Here is an 18,104-nt window from a genome sequence, read left to right on the forward strand (position 1 = left end):
TTCCGGTGGTCATGGCGGGAAGGAAACGCCCGGTTACATTCCGAACCCGGAAGCTAAGCTTTCCAGCGCCGATGGTACTGCATGGGGGACCGTGTGGGAGAGTAGGACACCGCCGGACAATTATTGACAGAGTGGGTCCTGTTGGAATTCCGATTCCGACAGGACCCACTCTTTTTTGTTGCGCTGGAATTCCCCGGGTGGCAGCATCGCCGCATGACGTACCGGGTGCGGCGGGTCGGGCGCGAGGACTGGGAGCGGCTGCGGGAGCTGAGGCTGGCGGCGCTGAGCGATCCGGTGGCGCACCTGGCCTTCTTCGAGCCCTATGAGAAGGCCGTGCGGCTCGGCCAGGAGGACTGGCAACGGCGGGCCTCGGACGGTGAGCGTCCGATTTTCGTCGGCGAGACCGCCGACGGAAAGTGGGTCGGCATGGTGGGGTTGCTCACCGTCGAGGCCCATGTCGAGGTGGTGGGCGTCTATATCGCCCCCGAGCACCGGGGAACGGGACTGGCAGCGCGGCTGATGCGGGCGGCCATCGAGGGCGCCGGCGGCCGGGAGGTGCGGCTGAGGGTCCACCAGAACAACGCGCGGGCCGCCCGGTTCTACGCGAACCTCGGGTTCCAGCCCACCGGCGCCTCGGCGCCCGACCCCAGGGACCCCACGCTGGTCGCCTACGAGCTGGCCTACCGGGGCGACTGACCGCCGACCACCGCGAGGCCCGGCTGGGCCTCCGTCACCGCGTCCACCAGGGCCGCGCGCAGGCCGGCCGTGTCGCGTGCCTCGCCGATCACATAGAGGGTGCCGCCCTCGTTGGTCAGGTTGTCCAGGGCCAGGGCGTCGACCCGGCCGGGGGAGCAGGACTGGCGGATGTGCACCTGTTCGAGGGGGCGCAGCGCGTCGCCGACCAGCTTGAGGGCCGCGTCCCTGCGGCCGGGGTGGGAGGTGAGGGCGCTCTCCAGCTCCATCACCGCGCCGCCCGCCGCCTGCGGGTGGGTGCGCAGGATGCGGCCGGGCTCGCCGAGGGAGCGGCCGTGGGCCCAGCGGTGGATCTGCTGGAACGGCTCGCCGGCGAGGGCGGCGGCGTGGAGGCAGCAGCGCAGCAGGGTTTCGGCGGTCTCGGCGTCGAGTTGGAAGATCGGCTCGCTCGGGCGGACCGGCCCCAGCAGGCGCGCGGCCGTGCGGCGGGCCCGCGCCATGTCGGCGCAGTCGCGCTGCGGGGCCCAGCGGAGGCGGACCGGCGCCTCGGTGTGGTGGCCGGGGTCGTAGACGTGGACGGGGCCGCGCCGGCCGCGTTGCCTGGCGGTCTTGGTCCACAGGCTGCCGTCGGGGTCGACGACCACCAGGCCCTCCGGGGCGTCCAGGACCTCGCCGACCGGGTCGGCGGCGGGCGGCGGCGGGGACTCCCGGGCGGGCTGCGTCAGCGGGGTCGACGGCGTCAACGGTGTCAACGGGGCCTCGGCGGCGGCCGGTTGGGGCTCGGGCGTGGGCTCGGGCGGGGTGGCCTCGACGATCCGGCGGGCGGCGCGTCGGGCGCGCCAGGTGGTGACGCGGATCGCGATCCACAGCACGAGGCTGAAGAGCAGCACCAGTTGGGCGAAGAACAGGGTCCAGACCAGCGTCGCGCTCGGCAGGGTCGCCGGGTCGGCCCGGCTCCAGGCGCCGGCGATGTCGCTGGGCTCGGTCAGCAGGCCGCGTAGGGCGGGCCCGGTGCGGGGGAAGGTGACGCCCTCGGGCCAGGCGCCGTGGCGGAACCAGCCGCCGAGGCCGGTGGCCGTCCAGGTGAGCACGGCGAGGCCGACGAGCAGCCCCAGCACGCCGAGGAGCAGCGCGTCGGGCACGCCGCCGCCGCGTCGGCCGGGGCCGGCCGGGGGCCGGGGTCCGGTGGGCTGGGGGTCCTGGGACATGGCGTTGCCTACCCGACTCCCTGTCGCTTCTCGAAGGACATCACCCGGGCCTCCGTCTCCGCTTCGAAGAGGTCGTCGACCTCCTCCGGCTCCCGTTCCGCGAGGGCGCTGGCCGACTCGGTCATGGCGCGGTCGGTGAAGACCAGGGGGCGTTCGGCCTCGGTGACCAGGTGCTTGACGACCTGGACGTTGCCGTTGACGTCCCAGACGGCCATGCCGGGGGTGAGGGTGGGGATGATCTCGACGGCCCAGCGGGGCAGGCCGAGGACCTGTCCGGTGGCTCTGGCCTCGTCGGTCTTCTGGGCGTAGATGGTGCGCGTCGAGGCCATCTTGAGGATGGCGGCGGCCTCCTTGGCGGCCGCGCCGTCCACCACGTCGGAGAGGTGGTGGACCACGGCGACGAAGGAGAGGCCGAGGCGGCGGCCGAACTTCAGCAGCCGCTGGAAGAGTTGGGCGACCGAGGGGGAGTTGATGATGTGCCAGGCCTCCTCGACGAGGAAGATCCGCTTGCGGCGGTCGGGCCTGATCCAGGTGTGCTCCAGCCAGATGCCGACGATGGCCATGAGGATCGGCATGGCGATGGAGTTGCGGTCGATGTGGGAGAGGTCGAAGACGATGAGCGGGGCGTCGAGGTCGATGCCGACGGTGGTGGGGCCGTCGAACATGCCGCGCAGGTCGCCGTCGACGAGGCGGTCGAGGACCAGGGCGACGTCGAGGCCCCAGGCGCGGACGTCCTCCAGGGCGACGTTCATGGCGTCGGCGGCCTCGGGCATGGGGTGGCGGAGGCGTTCGACGATGTCGGTGAGGATGGGCTGGCGGTCCACCATCGTCTGGTTGACGTAGGCGTGGGCGACCTTGAGGGCGAAGCCGGAGCGTTCGTCGAGGGGGCGGCCGAGGGCGACCTCGATGATGGTGCGGAGCAGGGCCAGTTGGCCGGTGGTGGTGATCGCCGGGTCCAGCGGGTTGAGCCGGATGTCGCCGTCGAGGGCGGCCATCGGGTCGAGCCGGATCGGGGTGATGCCGAGCTGTTGGGCGATCAGGTTCCACTCGCCGACGCCGTCCTCGCCCTGGGCGTCGAGCACGACGACCTGCCGGTCGCGGAACCGGAGTTGGCGCAGGACGTAGGTCTTCTCCAGGGCGGACTTGCCGTTGCCGGACTCGCCGAGGACCAGCCAGTGGGGGGCCGGCAGCTGCTGGCCGTAGAGCTGGAAGGGGTCGTAGATGTAGCCCTTGCCGGAGTACACCTCGCGGCCGATGATCACGCCGGAGTCGCCGAGGCCGGGGGCGGCGGTGGGCAGGTAGACGGCCTGGGCCTGGCCGGTCGAGGTGCGCACCGGGAGCCGGGTGCTCTCCGTTCTGCCGAAGAGCAGGCTGGTGAACGCCTCCGTGAGGGCGGTCAGGGGGTCGCGGGGGGGCATGGCGGCACCTCCTTCACCGTGCGGACCCGCCGTGGTCGGCGGCGGGTTCGTCGGGGTGGTGGTCGGGGTCGGCGGTGGTCATCGGAGGGCGTTCATCGTGGGGCGTTCATCGGGTGCGTCTCGTCGGGGCCGGTGTTCCGGAGGGGGCGTGCGTGGTCATCGCCTGATCCCGGTCGCGAAGGGGAGGGTGTTGACGAAGGCGCGGTGGTGTTCGCGGTCGCACCATTCGAGCTTGAGGTAGGACTTCCCGGCCGAGGCGCGGATGGTGCGCTTGTCGCGGGCGAGGGCCTCGGGGCTGGGCGAGGAGACCGTGAGGTAGCCGACGAGGTTGACGCCGGCGGCGCCGGAGGCCAGGTCGTCGCCGCGCTGGTCGACGCGGCTGTGGGCGGCGACGTCGCGGGGGTCGACGGTGCGGTTCATCTTGGCGGCGCGGGACGCCTCGGCCTCGTCGTTGGTCTTCTCGGTGAGCATCCGCTCGATGGCCAGTTCGGTGGGCTCCAGGTCCATGCAGACGGCCACGGTGCGGATCACGTCGGGGGTGTGAACGAGCAGCGGGGCGAGGAAGTTGACGCCGACGGGCGTGAGCGGCCACTCCTTGATCCAGGCGGTGGCGTGGCACCAGGGGGCGCGGGTGTCGGACTCGCGGGTCTTGGCCTGGAGGTAGGTCGGCTCCCTGGCGTCCAGCTCGGCGGGCCAGGCGTTGCGCTTGGACATGGCCTGGATGTGGTCGATCGGGTGGTCGGGGTCGTACATGGAGTGGATCAGGGAGGACAGCCGCGCCTCGCCGAGGGGCTGGCGGACCCTGATGTCGGCTTCGGTCAACCGTGCGCAGATGTCGGTCAGTTCGCGTGCCATCACGATCGCGAGGGCCTCGTCCTGGGACATCCGGCGTCGGCCCTGGCCGCCCTGGTTGCGTTGCGTCCTGGCTGCCTTGACGATCGAGTTGGCCTCGTTGCTCAGCTCGCGCGAGTGGTGCATACAGGCGACGAGGTAGGCGCGGTGCTGCTCGCTGGAGGTGGAGACCATCGACTGGAGCTGGTCGTAGGAGTCCTGAATCCAGGCGGGGGCCCGCTGGTCGCCGCGCTCGCGGACGTCGTTGGCGTGGGCGTCCGGGTCGGCGGGCAGGGTGCGGGCGAGCATCTGGAGGCGGGTGACATGGCCGTCGCCGTTGGCGACGTGCTTGAGCAGGGTGCCGAAGCGTTCGACGAGGGCCTCCTGGTCCTCGCTGTCCCGCAGGCCGACGCCGGGGCCCTCGATCTCGATGGCGGTGGTGATGGTGCGGCGGTCGGTGTGCAGCAGCACGGCCAGCTCGTCGGGGCCGAAGGGCGCGGTCAGCCAGTGCACCCGGCCGACGCCGGGGGGTGTGCCGATCTCGATCTCGCGGCCGTCGATCAGGGTGCCCGCCTCGGGGGCGGTGGAACGGTATGTGGCGCCCCGGCGCTGGAGGCGGCGGAAGGAACGGTTGATCTCGAACCACCTGTAGAACGTGCGGCCGTTGTAGGGGACGTAGACGGCGGACAGGGCGAGCATCGGGAAGCCGACCAGGCCGACGATGCGGACGCTCAGCACCGGGATGAGGAGGCCGCTCATCATGCCGAGGAACGCGCCGACGACGATGAGCGCGATCTCGCCGGTCTCGCGGTTCCGGCCGACGATGGCCTGCGGGCGGGCGCGGCCGATGAGGTAGGTGCGGCGGCGGGTGAGCGTCTGCGGTGGGGCGGTCACCGGCTATCCCCTCGATTCCCTGGAGTGGCCCGGCGGTTGCCTGCTTCCGAGGACGATGATGACCCCGTCTGGCCGGAACGGGTACCGTGCGCGGCGACGCCGCCGGCCAGCGGGTTGGTGGGGCGGGCGCCGCCCTGTCCGCCGGTGGCCTGCCCGCCGCCTCCGCCGCCGCCCTCGCGGGTGCCATGGGTGCTCATGCCCTGGCGCAGCATGGTGGCGGGGCTGGAGATGGCGGCCTTGGCGGCGCGGCTTGAGGTGTCCTGGCGCATGGCGCGGTGGTTGACGATCTCGTCGCCGAAGCCGGGGACGAAGCGGTAGATCATGGCGGAGGCGAAGATCGCCAGCAGGATGATGGCGAGGCCGGAGATGATCGCGGAGGTGGCGGTTGGGCCGTCGGCTGTGGTGAGGGCGGCGGCGAGGCCGAGAACGATCACGATGACCGGCTTGATGAGGATGATCGCGATCATGATGCCGGCCCAGCGGCGGACGTGGCTCCAGAGGTTCTTGTCGACGAGGCCCGCGTAGACGGCGGTGCCGAGCAGGGCGCCGACGTAGAGCATGGCGGCCCTGATGACCAGTTCGATGGCGAGGACGCCGGCGGCCAGGATGGAGATCAGGGAGACCACGATCAGCATGATGGGGCCGCCGCCGATCTCCTCGCCGGACTCCAGCGCGGCGGCGAAGTCCCCGAAGAACGCGTCGGAGTTGTCGCCGGTGCCGGCGACGATGGCGTCGGTGACGCCGTCGGTCGCGGAGACCACGACGTAGAGGATGAGGGGGGTGAAGGCGGAGGCCATCACGGTGAGCCAGAGGAAGCCGATGGCCTCGGAGAGCGCGGTGGTCAGGGGGACGCCCCGGATGGCGCGCTTGACGATGGCGAGCAGCCACAGCACCAGGGTGAGGACGGTGGAGGCGGCGAAGACGACGGCGTACTGGCGGAGGAACGCGGCGTTGGCGAAGTCGACGTTGGTGGTGGCGGAGACCAGGTCGGACAGCTCGTTGACGATCCAGGCGGCGGCGTCGGCGCAGCCCCGGGCGAGGGAGGAGAGGGGGTCGAGCGAGTCGTTGAGGTTGGTGCCGCCGCCGCCTTCGGAGTTCTCGCCGGTGCCGCCCTCGCCCTCGCAGTAGTCCCTGGCGGGGCCGGAGATCAGCTCGCAGTCGGGGTTGTCGTCCTCGGCGGCCCGGGCGCGGGGCGCGGTCGCGAGGCCGGCGGCGAACAGGGCGGCGGGGCCCAGGAGCAGTGCGGTCAGATACCGCCGTGGGTCAGCGCGCATAGGTGAACCCCCCGAATTCCTCGACCGCTTCGGCGATCTCCTCGGCGCCGGAGATCCGGTTGTCGCCGTTGACCGGGGTCGGGCCCTCGGACTGTTCGGTGGTGACCACCTTCCAGTCCGAGCCCTCCCAGGTCAGGGTCAGGTGCATGGTGAACCAGCTGGTGCGCACCGGGTTCCGCGAGTCGAGGCCGGCGACGCCGAAAAGGCCGGCGCACCAGACGGACACCTCGGCGGTGGTGTCGGAGTAGGACCCGACGGTGCTGCCGACGGGGAGGGTGCGGTTCACGAAGGTGCTGCCCTCGGGGGCGACGCCGTTGGCGTCCAGGCCGATGGTCTCGTTCAGCTGGGGGCCGTAGTCGGCGTCGTAGGAGGCGAGCAGGTCGTCGCGGGTCTCGGCGGAGCTGACCGTCGCCACGATCTCCGCCCGCTGGGTCGGGTTGAACATGCCCGTGCCGCCGAGGGCGACCGCGTAGTTGGCGGCGGCGCTCTGGGCGCCCTGTTCGGTCTGGGGGAAGCCGGAGGGGATGCCGTTGGTGGCGCCGTCGACGGGGAGTTCGCCGGTGGGGGAGGTGGGGTCGGCCTGGGCCTGGGGCGCGTCGTCGCCGGAGGACTCGCCGTCGTCGTCGCGGGCCTGGTTGGCGAAGACGATGGCGGCCACGAGGAGGACGACGACGGCGACGATGGTGACCATGCTGCGCCCCGGGGAGGCCGGGGGCCGGCGGGGGCGGGTGGAGGGGTCCTCGGGCAGGTGCGTTCTCGTCTGGGCGGGGACGTTGCCGGCGCGTGCGTCGTCGTAGTCGTCGCCGTAACTCATGTTCGCGCCCCCTCAACAGCAGCGAGTCTATTCCCTCCTCACATGACGTTAGCGCCCTCCACTGACGTTCCGCCCCCTCACAGCGGAGTTGATCTCCCGGGGAGGGCAAGTCGTGGGCCGCCGGCGGCTGATGGGGCGTCGGGGCGCGGGGTGGGGCGCCGGCGGTCGGGCGGTGGGGTGGCCGGGGAGCGAGCGGCGCACGGGGTGGAATGCGCTGGTCGGGGCCGCGCGGGGTTGTTGGGATGGGGGCATGGACGAGACGCGTGTGCGGCCCGCGGGGCCGGGCGATGTGGAACGGGTGCTGGCGTTCTGGCGGCTGGCGGCGGAGGGGGCGAGCGTCAGCGACGACGTGGCGGGGGTGGCAGGTCTGGTGGCTCGGGACCCCGAGGCGCTGCTTCTGGCCGAGTGCGAGGGGGAGTTGGTGGGTACGGTGATCGCCGGATTCGACGGGTGGCGCTGCCATCTGTACCGGCTGGCGGTGGCGCCGGAGTGGCGGCGGCGGGGGGTGGCGACGCTGCTGCTGGACGCGGCGGAGCGGCGCTTCCTGGCGCTGGGCGGGCGGCGCGCCGACGCGATGGTGCTGCGGCGGAACGCGCTGGCGCACCGGGCGTGGGCGGCCAACGGCTATGGCCCGCAGGCCGATTGGGAGCGGTGGGTGAAGCCGCTGTCGGGCTGAGGGTGGCCGGGGCACGATGAGTTCCGCCTGTGGGGCCGGTCCTTGTTGGTGTGAAGGGAGACCGGAGATGGGCGATGTGGAGTTCGTGGTCGAGGGCCCGGTGCGGCGCGCGGAGGTGCCGGGGTTGTGCGAGCGGTTGGCGGCGCTGGTGCGTGAGCGGGGCGCCCGGGTGGTCACCGTGGACGCGAGGCGGTTGGGTGGCCCGGGCGCCGACGCGTTGCAGGCGGTGACCCGGCTGCGGTTGACCGCGCGGCGGCTCGACTGCGAGCTGCGGTTCGAGGGCCTGGACGAGCGACTACTCGGCCTCCTCGGCTGGCTCGGTCTGGGGCAGGTGGTCGGGGAGGCCGAAGAGCGGGAAGAGGCGCTCGGTGTCAAGGAACGAGTTGATTCCCGTGACCCGCCCGTCTGAGATCTCGATGACCTGGAGGGCCCAGGGCCGCCAGCCGCCCTCGGGGTCGATCCGGTACTGGCCGAAGGCGCCGCAGCCGTTGGCCTGGGTGGGCACCAGGCGGGAGCCCCGGCAGTCCCTGCCGTGGCCGAGCATCCAGTCGGCTATGTCGGACGGGCCGCGCATCCACAGGTCGTAGGGCGGCATGGAGAGCGTGGCGTCCTCGGCGAGGAGGGTCGTGAGGGCGTCCATGTCGTAGCGCTCGAAGGCGTCCAGATAGCGCGTCAGCAGCGCCTTGTGCTCGTCGGAGAGCGGCTCGCTGGGGCCGGTCTCGGTGACCCCGGTGTTGGCGAGGGTGGCGCGGGCGCGCTGGAGGGCGCTGTTGACCGAGGCGACGGTGGTGTCGAGCAGCTCGGCGACCTCGGCGGCGCGCCAGCTGAGGACCTCTCGGAGGATCAGCACGGCGCGCTGGCGGGGCGCCAGGTGCTGGAGCGCGGCGACGAAGGCGAGCCGGATGGACTCGCGGGTCTCGGCGTGCTCGTCGGGGCCGGGGACGGCGCTGGCGTCTGGCATGGGTTCGATCCAGGCGGTCTCGGGAAGGGGGGCGCCCAGCCGCGCCGAGGCGGTGGGCTGGGACTCGGTGAGGTCCATGGGGCGGGCACGGCGGCCGGCGCCGCTGAGCATGGTGAGGCAGACGTTGGTGGCGATGCGGTAGAGCCAGGAGCGCAGCGAGGAGCGGCCCTCGAAGCGGTCCAGGGAGCGCCAGGCGCGGACCATGGTGTCCTGCACGGCGTCCTCGGCCTCGAAGGCGGAGCCGAGCATCCGGTAGCAGTAGCCGGTCAACTCGCGGCGGTACTGCTCCAGTTCGCGTTCGGTGGGCCGGGGCGCCGTGGCGAGGCCGCCGGGGCTGTCCTGGGTCTGCTCGGGTGTGCTCATGTCGGGCTCCTGGCTGCTCGGGTCCCGGCTCCGGCCGCCGCTCGCGCGGTGTGCGGGCCGACGCCGCTCAATCTGGGGTCAGCGTAGCCAGGGGCACTGACAACGGCGGGTTTGTCGCGGCGGCAGGCCGGTGACCTGCGGCGGAGCGGACGTCCAGGCGGGTCGTCGCCCGCGTTCCGCACCGGGCCGCCGTGGGAGCCGGACGTGGGGCCCGTCGGCCGTGGGCCGGGGCGGTGACCGCCGAATACAGTAGCGGTAGTGGTGCTTTCGGCAGGCTGACCGGGATGAGGCCGGGGAACTGGCAGGGGGTGCGTGGTGGCGCGGGAGCGGATCATCGACGGGCGGTACCGGCTGGGGCGGCAGCTGGGCGAGGGCGCCATGGGGACCGTCTGGGAGGCGTTGGACCTGCGGCTGGAGCGGCATGTCGCGGTCAAGGTGGTGGGGAGTTCGGCGGTGGGGCGCGATCCGCGGGCCAGGGAGCGGTTCGAGCGGGAGGCGAAGCTGCTGGCCGGGCTGTCCAGCCCGTTCATCGTGACCGTGCACGACGTGGGCGAGACGACGTTCGGCGACGAGGAGTTGGGGCAGTCGGTGCTCTATCTGGTGATGGAGCGGCTGCACGGGCGGTCGTTGGAGGCCGTGCTGGCCTCGGAGCTGCCGCCGCTGATGGAGGTGGCGCGGTGGGGTGAGCAGATGTGCCGGGCGCTGGCGGTGGCGCACGACTCGGGCGTGGTGCACCGGGATCTGAAGCCGGCCAACGTGATGGTGGGCCCCGACGGGCTGGCGCGGGTGCTGGACTTCGGGATCGCGGCGGTGCTGGCGGACTCCACGGACCACGCGCGGCTGACGTCGACCGGGGTGGTGGTGGGCACCCCTTCCTATATGTCGCCTGAGCAGATCGAGGGCGGGGCCGTGGGGTTCCGCAGCGACCTGTACTCGACGGGCTGTGTGCTGTACGCGCTGGTCACGGGGCAGCCGCCGTTCAGCGGCCCCTCGTTGTACCAGTTGCTGCGGCAGCAGATGGAGAGCGAGCCGCTGCCGCCGAGCGAGCGCAGGGCGGGGGTGCCGGCGGCGTGGGACCGGCTGATCCTGTCGCTGTTGGAGAAGCGGCCCGAGGCGCGGCCCGGGTCGGCGAGCGAGGTCGCTGACCGGCTGCGGGAGCTGTCGTTGAGCGCGGCGGCGGCGACGGTCGCGCTGCCGGAGCGGCCGGTGGCGGCGGCGATGGGGTACGAGCCGACGCGGGTCGATCCCCGGTCGGTGCTGCTGGCCAGCTGCCCGCATCCGGACGGCGGGCGGTTGCCGTTGGCGACCGGGCAGCGGATGCGGCTGAGCGACGTGCTGCCGGAGGCGGAGACGTTCACCGTGGGCGTGGACTGGCGGGTGGTGGACGGGATGGACGTGGACGCCAGCGCGCTGGTGGTGGACGGCGAGGGGCGGGTGCTGTCGGACGAGCACTTCGTCTTCTACAACAACCCGGAGCCGGCCGGGGTCGGGGTGACGCTGGCCGGGGAGGACCCGGAGGCGCTGTTCACGGTGCGGCTGCCGGCGCTGGCCGAGGGGGCGCGGCGGGTGGTGTTCGCGCTGTCGCTGCACGAGGAGTCGGCCGGCGGTCGGGATCTGGCCTCGGTCAACCAGCCGCATCTGCGGCTGCTGGACGCGGCGAACGGCACCGAGCTGCTCTGTTACGGCTTCCCGAGCGGCCCGGCCGGGGTGACCGGCCTGACGGTGGGCGAGCTGGTGCGGGACGACGACGGCTGGCTGTTCTCGGCGAGCAGCGTGGGGTTCCCCGGCGGGCTGGCGGAGATCGCCGAGTCGCACGGGGTGCTGGTGGAGGCCGAGGCCTGAGGGCGCGTCCGGGCCGGGGTCACTTCAGCAGGCGGGAGAGGCGCCGGTCGGCCAGCGGGCGGCCGCCGGTCTGGCAGGTCGGGCAGTACTGGAGCGAGGAGTCGCGGTAGGCGACCTGCCGGATGGTGTCGCCGCAGACCGGGCAGGGCTCGCCGGTTCTGCCGTGCACCCGCAGGCCGTTCTTCTTCTCGGCCTTGAGCCGGCCGGCGGCCAGCCCGCCGGCGCGCTCCACGGCCTCGGTGAGGGTGGCGCGCAGCGCGCGGTGGAGGCGCGCGGCGTCGTCCGCGTCGAGCCGGTTGGCGAGCTGGAACGGGGACATCCGGGCGGCGTGCAGGATCTCGTCGGAGTAGGCGTTGCCGATGCCGGCGAGCACGCTCTGGTCCCGCAGCACGCCCTTGAGCTGCCGGTTCTCGCCGCGCAGCACGGCGGCGAGGTCGGCCTCGGTGAACGAGTCAGCGAGCGGGTCGGGGCCGAGGCGGGCGACGCCGGGGACCTCGGCGGGGTCGCGAACGCAGTAGACGGCCAGCCGCTTCTGGGTGCCGGCCTCGGTGAGGTCGAATCCCGACCCGTCGGCCAGGGTGAGGCGCAGCGCCAGCGGGCCCTTGCCGGGGCGGGGCGGCGCGGTCGGCTGGGTGTCCTGCCAGCGCAGCCAGCCGGCGCGGGCGAGGTGGATCACCAGGTGCAGCTCCTCGTCGATGACGAGGTCGAGGAACTTGCCGTGCCGGGCGACGGCGGTCACGGGCCGGCCGACGGCCGCGCCGAGCGGCGGGTCGTAGGTCTTCAGCACGTGGAACGCGACGGGCACGACGCCGGCGACCGTCCGCCCCACCAGGTGTTCGGTGAGGAAGCCCCGCAGGGCGGCGACCTCGGGAAGCTCGGGCATGACCTCCAGGATAGGACCGGTCACCGGAAACGGTCCCGGAACGGTCGGGGCCGTCCCGGAACGGTCGAGACCGTGCTGGAACGGTCGAGACCGTGCTGGAACGGTCGAGACCGTGCTGGAACGGTCGGGTCCGGGCGAGTTCGGCGAACTCAGACCTTGCGAGCCAGGGTGAGGCCGTCGCGGAGCGGCAGCAGCACGGACTCCACGCGCGGGTCGGCGGCGACGATGTCGTTGATCTCCCGGATCGCGCGGTCGGCCGGCTCCTGCGCCTCGGGGTCGACGACCCGGCCCGAGCGCAGCGTGTTGTCCAGCAGGATCAGCCCGCCGGGGCGCAGCCGGCGCAGCGTCTCCTCGTAGTAGACCGGGTAGCTGACCTTATCCGCGTCGATGAAGGCGAGGTCGAACGCCTCCTCGTCGGGCAGCGCCTTGAGGGTGTCGACGGCCGGGCCGAGCCGCAGCTCGATGCGGTCGGCCAGCCCGGCGCGCTCCCAGTAGCGGCGCGCGATCGACGTCCACTCCTCGCTGACGTCGCAGGCCAGCAGGGTGCCGCCGGGGGCCAGGCCCCGGGCGATGGAGATCGACGAGTAGCCGGTGAACGTGCCGACCTCCAGCGCGCGCCGGGCGCCCACCAGCCGGGTCAGCAGCGTCAGCAGGGCGCCCTCGTCCTGGCTGATCTGCATACTCAGGTGCTCGGGCAGGGCGGCGGCGGTCTCGGCGGCCAGGTCGCGCAGCACCTCGTCGGCCGGGGTGGCGTGGGCCAACAGGTAGTCGTTCAACGCCGGGTTGACTATGTCGAGGCTCATGGTCCGCACCCTACGCCGGGCCGCTCCCGGGAGCGTCAGGGCTGCATCGGCCCCGGCAGGTCGGCGCGGTCCTCGTCCTCGATCCGCTGCTCCTCGCGGACCCGCAGGTAGAGCAGCGCCACGGTGAGGTCCTCGGGGCTGACGGGCCCGGCGGACTCCGGGGCGCTCAGCGAGAGCGCGGCGCCGCCGGCCAGCGAGAGCCGCAGCGGGAGGGAGCCGGCGTCGCCGCCGTCGAGCTGGCCCAGGTCGAAGGTGGCCTCGGCCAGCACGCCGTTGCGGATGGCCAGTTCGGCCTCGACCTCGGCGTCCGCCGGCGCCGGCTCGCCGATGACCGGCGGCAGGTCGTAGCGGGTGACCTGCTCGTCGAGGAGGTTGAGCAGCGGGCCGAGCGCGGACCGCGCCTGGTCGGCGGTCATGCGCAGGGCGACGCGTTCCGCGCCGCGCGACTCGCCCTCGTGGTGGGTGGTGGCACCGTCCTCCAGGGCGTTCCGCAGCTGCCCGACCACGTCCCACTGGCGCTGCGGCTGGAGCAGCGCGTCGCCGTCCTCGACGGTGGCGGCGAGGTCGTGGGCGGTCTCCGGGGCGACGCCGCCGTGCTCGGCGAGCGCGTCGGCGTAGGCCGGGTACTGGTACGGGTCGACCTCGACCCAGTCGCCGGCCAGGCCGGTCGCGGTGTCCGCCAGGGACTCGGGGAGCTGTCCCGCGTCCTGGGCGAAGCGCTCGGCCCTGGCCACGGTCGCCTCGTCGCCGCCGTAGACGTCCTCGACGATGGCCTCGGCGCCGACCCGCAGATAGGTGGTGTCCTCGACCTGCTTGAGGCCCAGGACGTCCCGGCCGCCGAAGTTGACCGTCAGCGAGCTGTTGCGCGGGTCCTCGGGGGCGAGGTCCCGCATCAGGGTCTCCTCCTCGGGGTCGCCCACCGAGAAGGTCAGCTCCAGGTCGGACAGCAGCCGCGCCTCGTCCAGGGTGGGCGGCTCGGCCTCCGCGTCGCCGCCGCCCTCCTCGGCCGAGGAGGCCTCGGCCGCGCGGGACTCGGCCGCCCGGGTCAGATAGGCGTAGATCTCGTCGGGCCCGGCGTCCAGGGTGGCGCCGACGGTCAGGGCCTCGCGGGACAGCAGCTCGTCGATGGCGTCGGAGACGGCGAACCCCGCGCCCGCGCTCTCGGCGACCTGGCAGGCGGCGCTGCCGGTGGCGAGCAGCGCGACGCCGCCCAGCGCGGCGATCCGCCGCAGGCGGGTGCGGGTGCGGGTGCGGTCGTTGATGTCGGCACTCCTGTCCGAGGGGGCAAGGGCGGGAGGCACCAGCCGGCGGTGGCCTCGGCGTCCAGTGTCCATGGCCGCGTGGTGGAACGTTCGCCGGGGCGCCGTCTGTGGCCGACGCGTCACCGTCCGGTAAGCAGCTCGTTGCCTGTAGGACAAGATGCCGACCGTGGTGAGGCGGCTCGGCCGGGGCGGCTGTCGGAGGCGGCGGCTAGCCTCGACGCCATGGAGCGAGCGAGACCGGGGGCCCCGGGACGGCCGGGCGACGAACGAGGGCGCCGGCCCTGGGTGGTGGGCGTCTCGGGCGCCTCGGGGACGCCGTACGCGGCGGCGGTGCTGCGGGGGCTGCTGGCGGCGGGGGAGTCCGTCGACCTGGTGGTGAGCCGGGCGGCGCGGCTGACGTTGCGGGACGAGACGGGGGTGTCGTTCCGGGACGGGCACTGGGAGGCGGACCTGGCCGCGTGGTTGACGCGCGGCGCCGACGGGACGCCGGGGGCGTTCGCGCCGGAGCTGTCCCGGGTGCGGTACTGGTCGGCGGGCGACCTGGCGGCCGGCCCCTCGTCGGGCTCGTATCCGGCGCGCGGGATGGTGATCGTGCCGGCGTCCACGGCCTCGGTGGCCGGGGTCGCGCTGGGCCTGTCGAAGGACCTGTTGCAGCGAGCGGCCGCCGTGACGCTCAAGGAGCGTCGCCCGCTGGTGGTGGTGGTGCGGGAGACCCCGCTGAACGGGCCGACGCTGCGGCAGCTGGTGGCGCTGGACGAGGCGGGCGCCGTGGTGCTGCCGGCCTCGCCCGCGTTCTACGCGGGGGCCGGCGACATTCAGGGGCTGGTGGACTTCGTCGCCGGGCGGGCGCTGGACGCCCTCGGCGTGGAGCACGCGCTCTACCGGCGCTGGCGCGGGGAGTTGGGGGACGCCGCCCGTTCGGCCGGGCACTCGTAGGTGACGGGGGGCCCATGCCTTAGATTCGTCTGTGCGATCGACCGGTAACTCCGGGGATCACCGGGAACGCGCGGCACGTGTCGGGCAACGAGGAGGGCTTCGCGACGATGGACGCGACGGACAGGCAGCTCATCCAGGCGCTGCGGGAGAACGGCCGCGCCTCGTATGCCGAGTTGGGCCGTCTGGTCGGGCTGTCGGGGCCGAGCGTCACCGACCGGATCAACCGCCTGGAGGCGGCCGGGGTGATCACCGGCTACCGCGCCACCGTGGACGCGAAGAAGCTGGGCCTGGGCGTCACCGCGCTGATCGGGGTGCAGCTGTCGGACGCCGTGGACCACGAGGAGGTCGCCGACCGGCTGCGGGAGCTGGCGGAGATCGAGGACTGCTGGTTCATCGCGGGCGACGACTCCTACATGCTCAAGGTCAGGGCCACCGACGTGGACGGCCTGGAGCGGACCATCCGCCGGCTCTCCCGCACCAGGGGCGTCTCCAGGACGCGTTCGAGCCTCGTGCTCTCCACGAAGTGGGAGAACAGGGTCGGTCAGCTGCCGCAGGACGAGGAGGCGTAGCCTCTGAGGAGGCGCACAGACGGACGACCGCACCCGGGAGGCAGGGCTATGGACGCGGGGCTCAAGCGGGAGCTGGAGGAGAAGGCGCTCTCCGGGGAGCGACTCTCCCGGGAGGACGGCATCGCCCTCTACGAGTCGGACGACCTGGCCTGGCTGGGCGGCCTCGCCCACGAGGTGCGGACCCGGAAGAACGGCGACGTCGTCTACTTCAACGTCAACCGCCATCTGAACATGACCAACGTGTGCACGGCCTCGTGCGCCTACTGCTCGTTCCAGCGCAAGCCGGGCGAGAAGGACGCCTACACGATGCGCATCGAGGAGGCGGTCCGGCTCGCCCGCGCGATGGAGGGCGACGGCCTCACCGAGCTGCACATCGTCAACGGGCTCCACCCGACGCTGCCGTGGCGCTACTACCCGAGGTCGCTGCGGGCGCTCAAGGAGGCGCTGCCGGAGCAGGTCTCGCTCAAGGCGTTCACCGCGACCGAGATCCACCACTTCGAGACCATCTCGGGGCTGTCCGCGTCCGAGATCCTCGACGAGTTGATCGATGCCGGCCTGGAGTCGCTCACCGGCGGCGGCGCGGAGATCTTCGACTGGGAGGTCAGGCAGCACATCGTCGACCACGCCACCCACTGGGAGGACTGGTCCCGCATCCACCGGCTGGCGCACGCCAAGGGCCTGAAGACGCCCTGCACCATGCTCTACGGCCACATCGAGGAGCGCCGGCACCGGGTCGACCACGTGCTGCGGCTGCGCGAACTCCAGGACGAGACCGGCGGGTTCCAGGTCTTCATCCCGCTGCGCTACCAGCACGACTTCGTGGACATGAAGGACGGCAAGATCCGCAACCGGCTCCAGGCCAGGACGACCATGGCCTCCGGCGCCGAGGCGCTGCGCACCTTCGCCGTCTCCCGGCTGCTGTTCGACAACGTGCCGCACGTCAAGGTCTTCTGGGTGATGCACGGCGTGCAGACCGCCCAGCTCGCGCTCCAGCACGGCGCCGACGACATGGACGGCTCGGTCGTCGAGTACAAGATCACGCACGACGCGGACGCCTTCGGCACCCCCGACAAGCTCACCAGGGACGACCTGCTGGAGCTGATCAGGGACGCCGGGTTCCGGCCCGTCGAGCGCAACACCCGCTACGAGGTGGTCACCGAGTACGAGGGCCCGGACCCGGCCCGCCGCGAGTCCCCCCAGCCGATGCGGGCGTGAGGCCATGAGCGAGACCGCGACCGCACCCCCCACCACGCCGGCGCCGCGCGGCCCCCGCGAGGGCTGGCCGCACTTCGTGCTCGACCCGGCGCCCACCGTCGAGCTGTCCGAGGCGATCGCCGTGCTGTGGGCCGACGTGACCAACGCCGGCGGCGCCGTGGGCTTCGTGCCCACGGTCACCCCGGAGGAGGTGCGCCCCGCGCTGCGCCAGCACCTGGTCGGCATGGCCGAGGGCACCACCCGGCTGCTGATCGGCGCCAACGACCGGGGCCAGCCCATCGCCACCGCGTTCCTGCGCCGCAACACGCACCGGCTGATGCGGCACTGGCTGTGGCTGAGCACCGTGATGGTGCACCCCGACTGGCAGGGGCGCGGCGCCGGCCGCGAGCTGATGGCGGCGGCCGCCTCGGCGGCCCGCGCCATCGACCCCGAGGTCACCGGGCTGCGGCTGACCTGCCGTGGCGGGCTCGGCCTGGAGCGCTTCTACGCCTCCTGCGGCTACCAGGAGGTGGGCCGGGTGCCGAACGCGATCCGGGTCGGGGAGAACGAGTTCCGGGACGACATCACCCTGTGGCTTCCCCTGGGTTGAGGCGGAGGAGACCGAGATGCCCAAGGGCGACCAGCGCGAGAAACGGGCCGGCCGCGCGGCCGAACCCCAGGCCGAGCGCGCGGACGAGCGCGCGGACGAGGTGCCGGAGCAGCGGCGCCCGGACGCGGGCCCCGACGAGCACGGCCGGAACGACCGGGACAGCCGGCACGACCAGGACGAGCACGACGACAGGGAGGCACCGATGACCGCCGACACCGGCAGCGCCGCAGCCGTCTCCACCCGGACGGCGACGCTGCGCTACACCGCCCTCCGCTTCGCGGTCTTCGCCGGCTGCTTCGTGGTCATCGCGGTGCTCGCCTATGTCGGCGTCGTGCCCGAGTCCTTCGGCACCGCCAACCCGCTGTGGCTGGTGATGCTCTCGCTGGTGGTCTCGGCCCCCATCAGCCTGGTGCTGCTGCGCGGCCAGCGGGACCAGATGTCCCAGCAGCTCGCGCCCCGCGTGGAGCGGGCCAAGGCGAAGCTGACCGCCAACCAGGGCATGGAGGACGACGTCGCCTGAGCGGCGATCAGGGCCTCGCCCCGACTGTGACCGAACCGACGCCCCGCCGTGGAATCCCGTTCCCCGGTGGGGCGTTGACGTGGGGCGGCGGACCCGAGCGAGGCCGGCGGGCCGTCGAACGCTGTCCACGGCCATGACGCGTCGAGGGAGGGGTGCTACCGTGCACCGCATGAAGACCGCAGCCGCGCCCGCTCCTCTGGTGAGCGTTCCGCTTGTCGCGCGCCTGCACATCGATCTCTGCCGCTGCCTCACCGCGGCCTGTCGCTGACACCTTCGTACCCCCGAGAGTTCGGCGCCCCGGCACGACCCGAGCCCGCCCCCGGTGGGGGGCGGCTGCTGTGCGCGGCCCGATC

18 protein-coding genes and 1 rRNA gene are annotated in these 18,104 nt (G+C 73.1%); 10 read left to right on the forward strand and 9 right to left on the reverse strand.

Features of this window, described 5'->3' with window-relative positions:
* Position 1 precedes the first annotated feature (1 nt).
* Both rrf and FH609_RS28805 read left to right on the forward strand, forming a co-directional pair.
* Positions 2-118 (forward strand): 5S ribosomal RNA (gene rrf, locus FH609_RS28800).
* Between the two features lie 95 nt (positions 119-213).
* Positions 214-696: a GNAT family N-acetyltransferase gene (locus FH609_RS28805; protein ID WP_139675664.1), complete on the forward strand. Its 483-nt coding sequence runs from the start codon at positions 214-216 to the stop codon at positions 694-696.
* Here FH609_RS28805 and FH609_RS32235 read toward each other — a convergent pair.
* The 5 genes from FH609_RS32235 to FH609_RS28830 all read right to left on the reverse strand — a co-directional run bounded on the left by FH609_RS32235 (position 681) and on the right by FH609_RS28830 (position 7,132).
* Entirely contained in the window at positions 681-1,901 is a 1,221-nt protein-coding gene (locus FH609_RS32235) for a hypothetical protein (protein WP_139675666.1), read from the reverse strand. The genes FH609_RS28805 and FH609_RS32235 overlap by 16 nt on opposite strands.
* Positions 1,902-1,909: 8 nt before the next feature.
* Complete coding sequence (locus FH609_RS28815) at positions 1,910-3,319, reverse strand: ATP-binding protein (RefSeq protein ID WP_139675668.1); 1,410 nt, start codon at positions 3,317-3,319, stop codon at positions 1,910-1,912.
* A 156-nt stretch (positions 3,320-3,475) separates the two neighbouring features.
* Positions 3,476-5,044 carry an SCO6880 family protein gene (locus FH609_RS28820; protein WP_139675670.1) on the reverse strand — a complete coding sequence of 523 codons (1,569 nt, stop codon included), beginning with the start codon at positions 5,042-5,044 and terminating at the stop codon, positions 3,476-3,478.
* Positions 5,041-6,318, reverse strand: coding sequence for a hypothetical protein (locus FH609_RS28825; RefSeq protein ID WP_226962024.1), 1,278 nt, complete (start codon positions 6,316-6,318; stop codon positions 5,041-5,043). Before FH609_RS28825 ends, FH609_RS28820 begins: the two co-directional genes overlap by 4 nt.
* Positions 6,308-7,132, reverse strand: coding sequence for a hypothetical protein (locus FH609_RS28830; protein WP_139675673.1), 825 nt, complete (start codon positions 7,130-7,132; stop codon positions 6,308-6,310). Before FH609_RS28830 ends, FH609_RS28825 begins: the two co-directional genes overlap by 11 nt.
* Positions 7,133-7,382: 250 nt before the next feature.
* On the opposite strand from FH609_RS28830, the gene FH609_RS28835 reads away from it, so the two are divergent.
* Both FH609_RS28835 and FH609_RS28840 read left to right on the forward strand, forming a co-directional pair.
* A complete protein-coding gene (locus FH609_RS28835; RefSeq protein ID WP_139675675.1) occupies positions 7,383-7,808 on the forward strand; it encodes a GNAT family N-acetyltransferase in 426 nt (141 codons plus the stop codon).
* A gap of 67 nt (positions 7,809-7,875) precedes the next feature.
* Positions 7,876-8,217 (forward strand): STAS domain-containing protein, encoded by a 342-nt coding sequence (locus FH609_RS28840; RefSeq protein WP_193318140.1) that lies wholly within the window; start codon positions 7,876-7,878, stop codon positions 8,215-8,217.
* Here FH609_RS28840 and FH609_RS28845 read toward each other — a convergent pair.
* Positions 8,104-9,132, reverse strand: a complete 1,029-nt coding sequence (locus FH609_RS28845) for a sigma-70 family RNA polymerase sigma factor (RefSeq protein ID WP_139675679.1) — start codon at positions 9,130-9,132, stop codon at positions 8,104-8,106. The two genes, FH609_RS28840 and FH609_RS28845, sit on opposite strands and share 114 nt — an antisense overlap.
* 315 nt (positions 9,133-9,447) lie before the next feature.
* On the opposite strand from FH609_RS28845, the gene FH609_RS28850 reads away from it, so the two are divergent.
* Positions 9,448-10,974 carry a protein kinase domain-containing protein gene (locus FH609_RS28850; RefSeq protein WP_139675681.1) on the forward strand — a complete coding sequence of 509 codons (1,527 nt, stop codon included), beginning with the start codon at positions 9,448-9,450 and terminating at the stop codon, positions 10,972-10,974.
* Between the two features lie 19 nt (positions 10,975-10,993).
* On the opposite strand, the gene FH609_RS28855 is transcribed toward FH609_RS28850, so the two are convergent.
* From FH609_RS28855 to FH609_RS28865, 3 genes are all read right to left on the reverse strand, one after another.
* On the reverse strand, positions 10,994-11,857 hold the full coding sequence (locus tag FH609_RS28855) for an Fpg/Nei family DNA glycosylase (RefSeq protein WP_139675683.1): 864 nt from the start codon (positions 11,855-11,857) through the stop codon (positions 10,994-10,996).
* A gap of 149 nt (positions 11,858-12,006) precedes the next feature.
* Positions 12,007-12,660 carry an O-methyltransferase gene (locus FH609_RS28860; RefSeq protein ID WP_139675685.1) on the reverse strand — a complete coding sequence of 218 codons (654 nt, stop codon included), beginning with the start codon at positions 12,658-12,660 and terminating at the stop codon, positions 12,007-12,009.
* Between the two features lie 35 nt (positions 12,661-12,695).
* On the reverse strand, positions 12,696-13,994 hold the full coding sequence (locus tag FH609_RS28865) for a hypothetical protein (protein WP_139675687.1): 1,299 nt from the start codon (positions 13,992-13,994) through the stop codon (positions 12,696-12,698).
* A 150-nt stretch (positions 13,995-14,144) separates the two neighbouring features.
* Between FH609_RS28865 and FH609_RS28870 the strand changes: the two genes are divergently transcribed.
* The 5 genes from FH609_RS28870 (at position 14,145) to FH609_RS32340 (ending at position 17,751) form a co-directional block, all read left to right on the forward strand.
* Entirely contained in the window at positions 14,145-14,858 is a 714-nt protein-coding gene (locus FH609_RS28870) for a UbiX family flavin prenyltransferase (protein WP_139675688.1), read from the forward strand.
* Positions 14,859-14,965: 107 nt separating this feature from the next.
* Positions 14,966-15,427, forward strand: coding sequence for an Lrp/AsnC family transcriptional regulator (locus tag FH609_RS28875; RefSeq protein WP_139675703.1), 462 nt, complete (start codon positions 14,966-14,968; stop codon positions 15,425-15,427).
* Between the two features lie 48 nt (positions 15,428-15,475).
* Entirely contained in the window at positions 15,476-16,642 is a 1,167-nt protein-coding gene (mqnE, locus tag FH609_RS28880) for an aminofutalosine synthase MqnE (RefSeq protein ID WP_139675690.1), read from the forward strand.
* 4 nt (positions 16,643-16,646) lie between these two features.
* A complete protein-coding gene (locus FH609_RS28885; protein WP_139675692.1) occupies positions 16,647-17,231 on the forward strand; it encodes a GNAT family N-acetyltransferase in 585 nt (194 codons plus the stop codon).
* A 16-nt stretch (positions 17,232-17,247) separates the two neighbouring features.
* Positions 17,248-17,751 (forward strand): DUF4229 domain-containing protein, encoded by a 504-nt coding sequence (locus FH609_RS32340; RefSeq protein WP_319789629.1) that lies wholly within the window; start codon positions 17,248-17,250, stop codon positions 17,749-17,751.
* The last annotated feature ends 353 nt before the right edge of the window (positions 17,752-18,104 follow it).

Origin of the sequence: Streptomyces sp. 3MP-14 (assembly GCF_006334905.2) — a bacterium.
GTDB lineage: Bacteria > Actinomycetota > Actinomycetes > Streptomycetales > Streptomycetaceae > Streptomyces > Streptomyces triticirhizae.

What these genes read in the sequence shown, in the direction of transcription:
- FH609_RS28805 (WP_139675664.1), top strand. Translation starts at nt 214, where the DNA reads ATGACGTACCGGGTGCGGCGGGTCGGGCGCGAGGACTGGGAGCGGCTG.
- FH609_RS32235 (WP_139675666.1), bottom strand. Translation starts at nt 1,901, where the DNA reads ATGTCCCAGGACCCCCAGCCCACCGGACCCCGGCCCCCGGCCGGCCCC.
- FH609_RS28815 (WP_139675668.1), bottom strand. Translation starts at nt 3,319, where the DNA reads ATGCCCCCCCGCGACCCCCTGACCGCCCTCACGGAGGCGTTCACCAGC.
- FH609_RS28825 (WP_226962024.1), bottom strand. Translation starts at nt 6,318, where the DNA reads ATGCGCGCTGACCCACGGCGGTATCTGACCGCACTGCTCCTGGGCCCC.
- FH609_RS28830 (WP_139675673.1), bottom strand. Translation starts at nt 7,132, where the DNA reads ATGAGTTACGGCGACGACTACGACGACGCACGCGCCGGCAACGTCCCC.
- FH609_RS28835 (WP_139675675.1), top strand. Translation starts at nt 7,383, where the DNA reads ATGGACGAGACGCGTGTGCGGCCCGCGGGGCCGGGCGATGTGGAACGG.
- FH609_RS28840 (WP_193318140.1), top strand. Translation starts at nt 7,876, where the DNA reads ATGGGCGATGTGGAGTTCGTGGTCGAGGGCCCGGTGCGGCGCGCGGAG.
- FH609_RS28845 (WP_139675679.1), bottom strand. Translation starts at nt 9,132, where the DNA reads ATGAGCACACCCGAGCAGACCCAGGACAGCCCCGGCGGCCTCGCCACG.
- FH609_RS28855 (WP_139675683.1), bottom strand. Translation starts at nt 11,857, where the DNA reads ATGCCCGAGCTTCCCGAGGTCGCCGCCCTGCGGGGCTTCCTCACCGAA.
- FH609_RS28860 (WP_139675685.1), bottom strand. Translation starts at nt 12,660, where the DNA reads ATGAGCCTCGACATAGTCAACCCGGCGTTGAACGACTACCTGTTGGCC.
- FH609_RS28865 (WP_139675687.1), bottom strand. Translation starts at nt 13,994, where the DNA reads ATGGACACTGGACGCCGAGGCCACCGCCGGCTGGTGCCTCCCGCCCTT.
- FH609_RS28870 (WP_139675688.1), top strand. Translation starts at nt 14,145, where the DNA reads ATGGAGCGAGCGAGACCGGGGGCCCCGGGACGGCCGGGCGACGAACGA.
- FH609_RS28875 (WP_139675703.1), top strand. Translation starts at nt 14,966, where the DNA reads ATGGACGCGACGGACAGGCAGCTCATCCAGGCGCTGCGGGAGAACGGC.
- mqnE (WP_139675690.1), top strand. Translation starts at nt 15,476, where the DNA reads ATGGACGCGGGGCTCAAGCGGGAGCTGGAGGAGAAGGCGCTCTCCGGG.
- FH609_RS28885 (WP_139675692.1), top strand. Translation starts at nt 16,647, where the DNA reads ATGAGCGAGACCGCGACCGCACCCCCCACCACGCCGGCGCCGCGCGGC.
- FH609_RS32340 (WP_319789629.1), top strand. Translation starts at nt 17,248, where the DNA reads ATGCCCAAGGGCGACCAGCGCGAGAAACGGGCCGGCCGCGCGGCCGAA.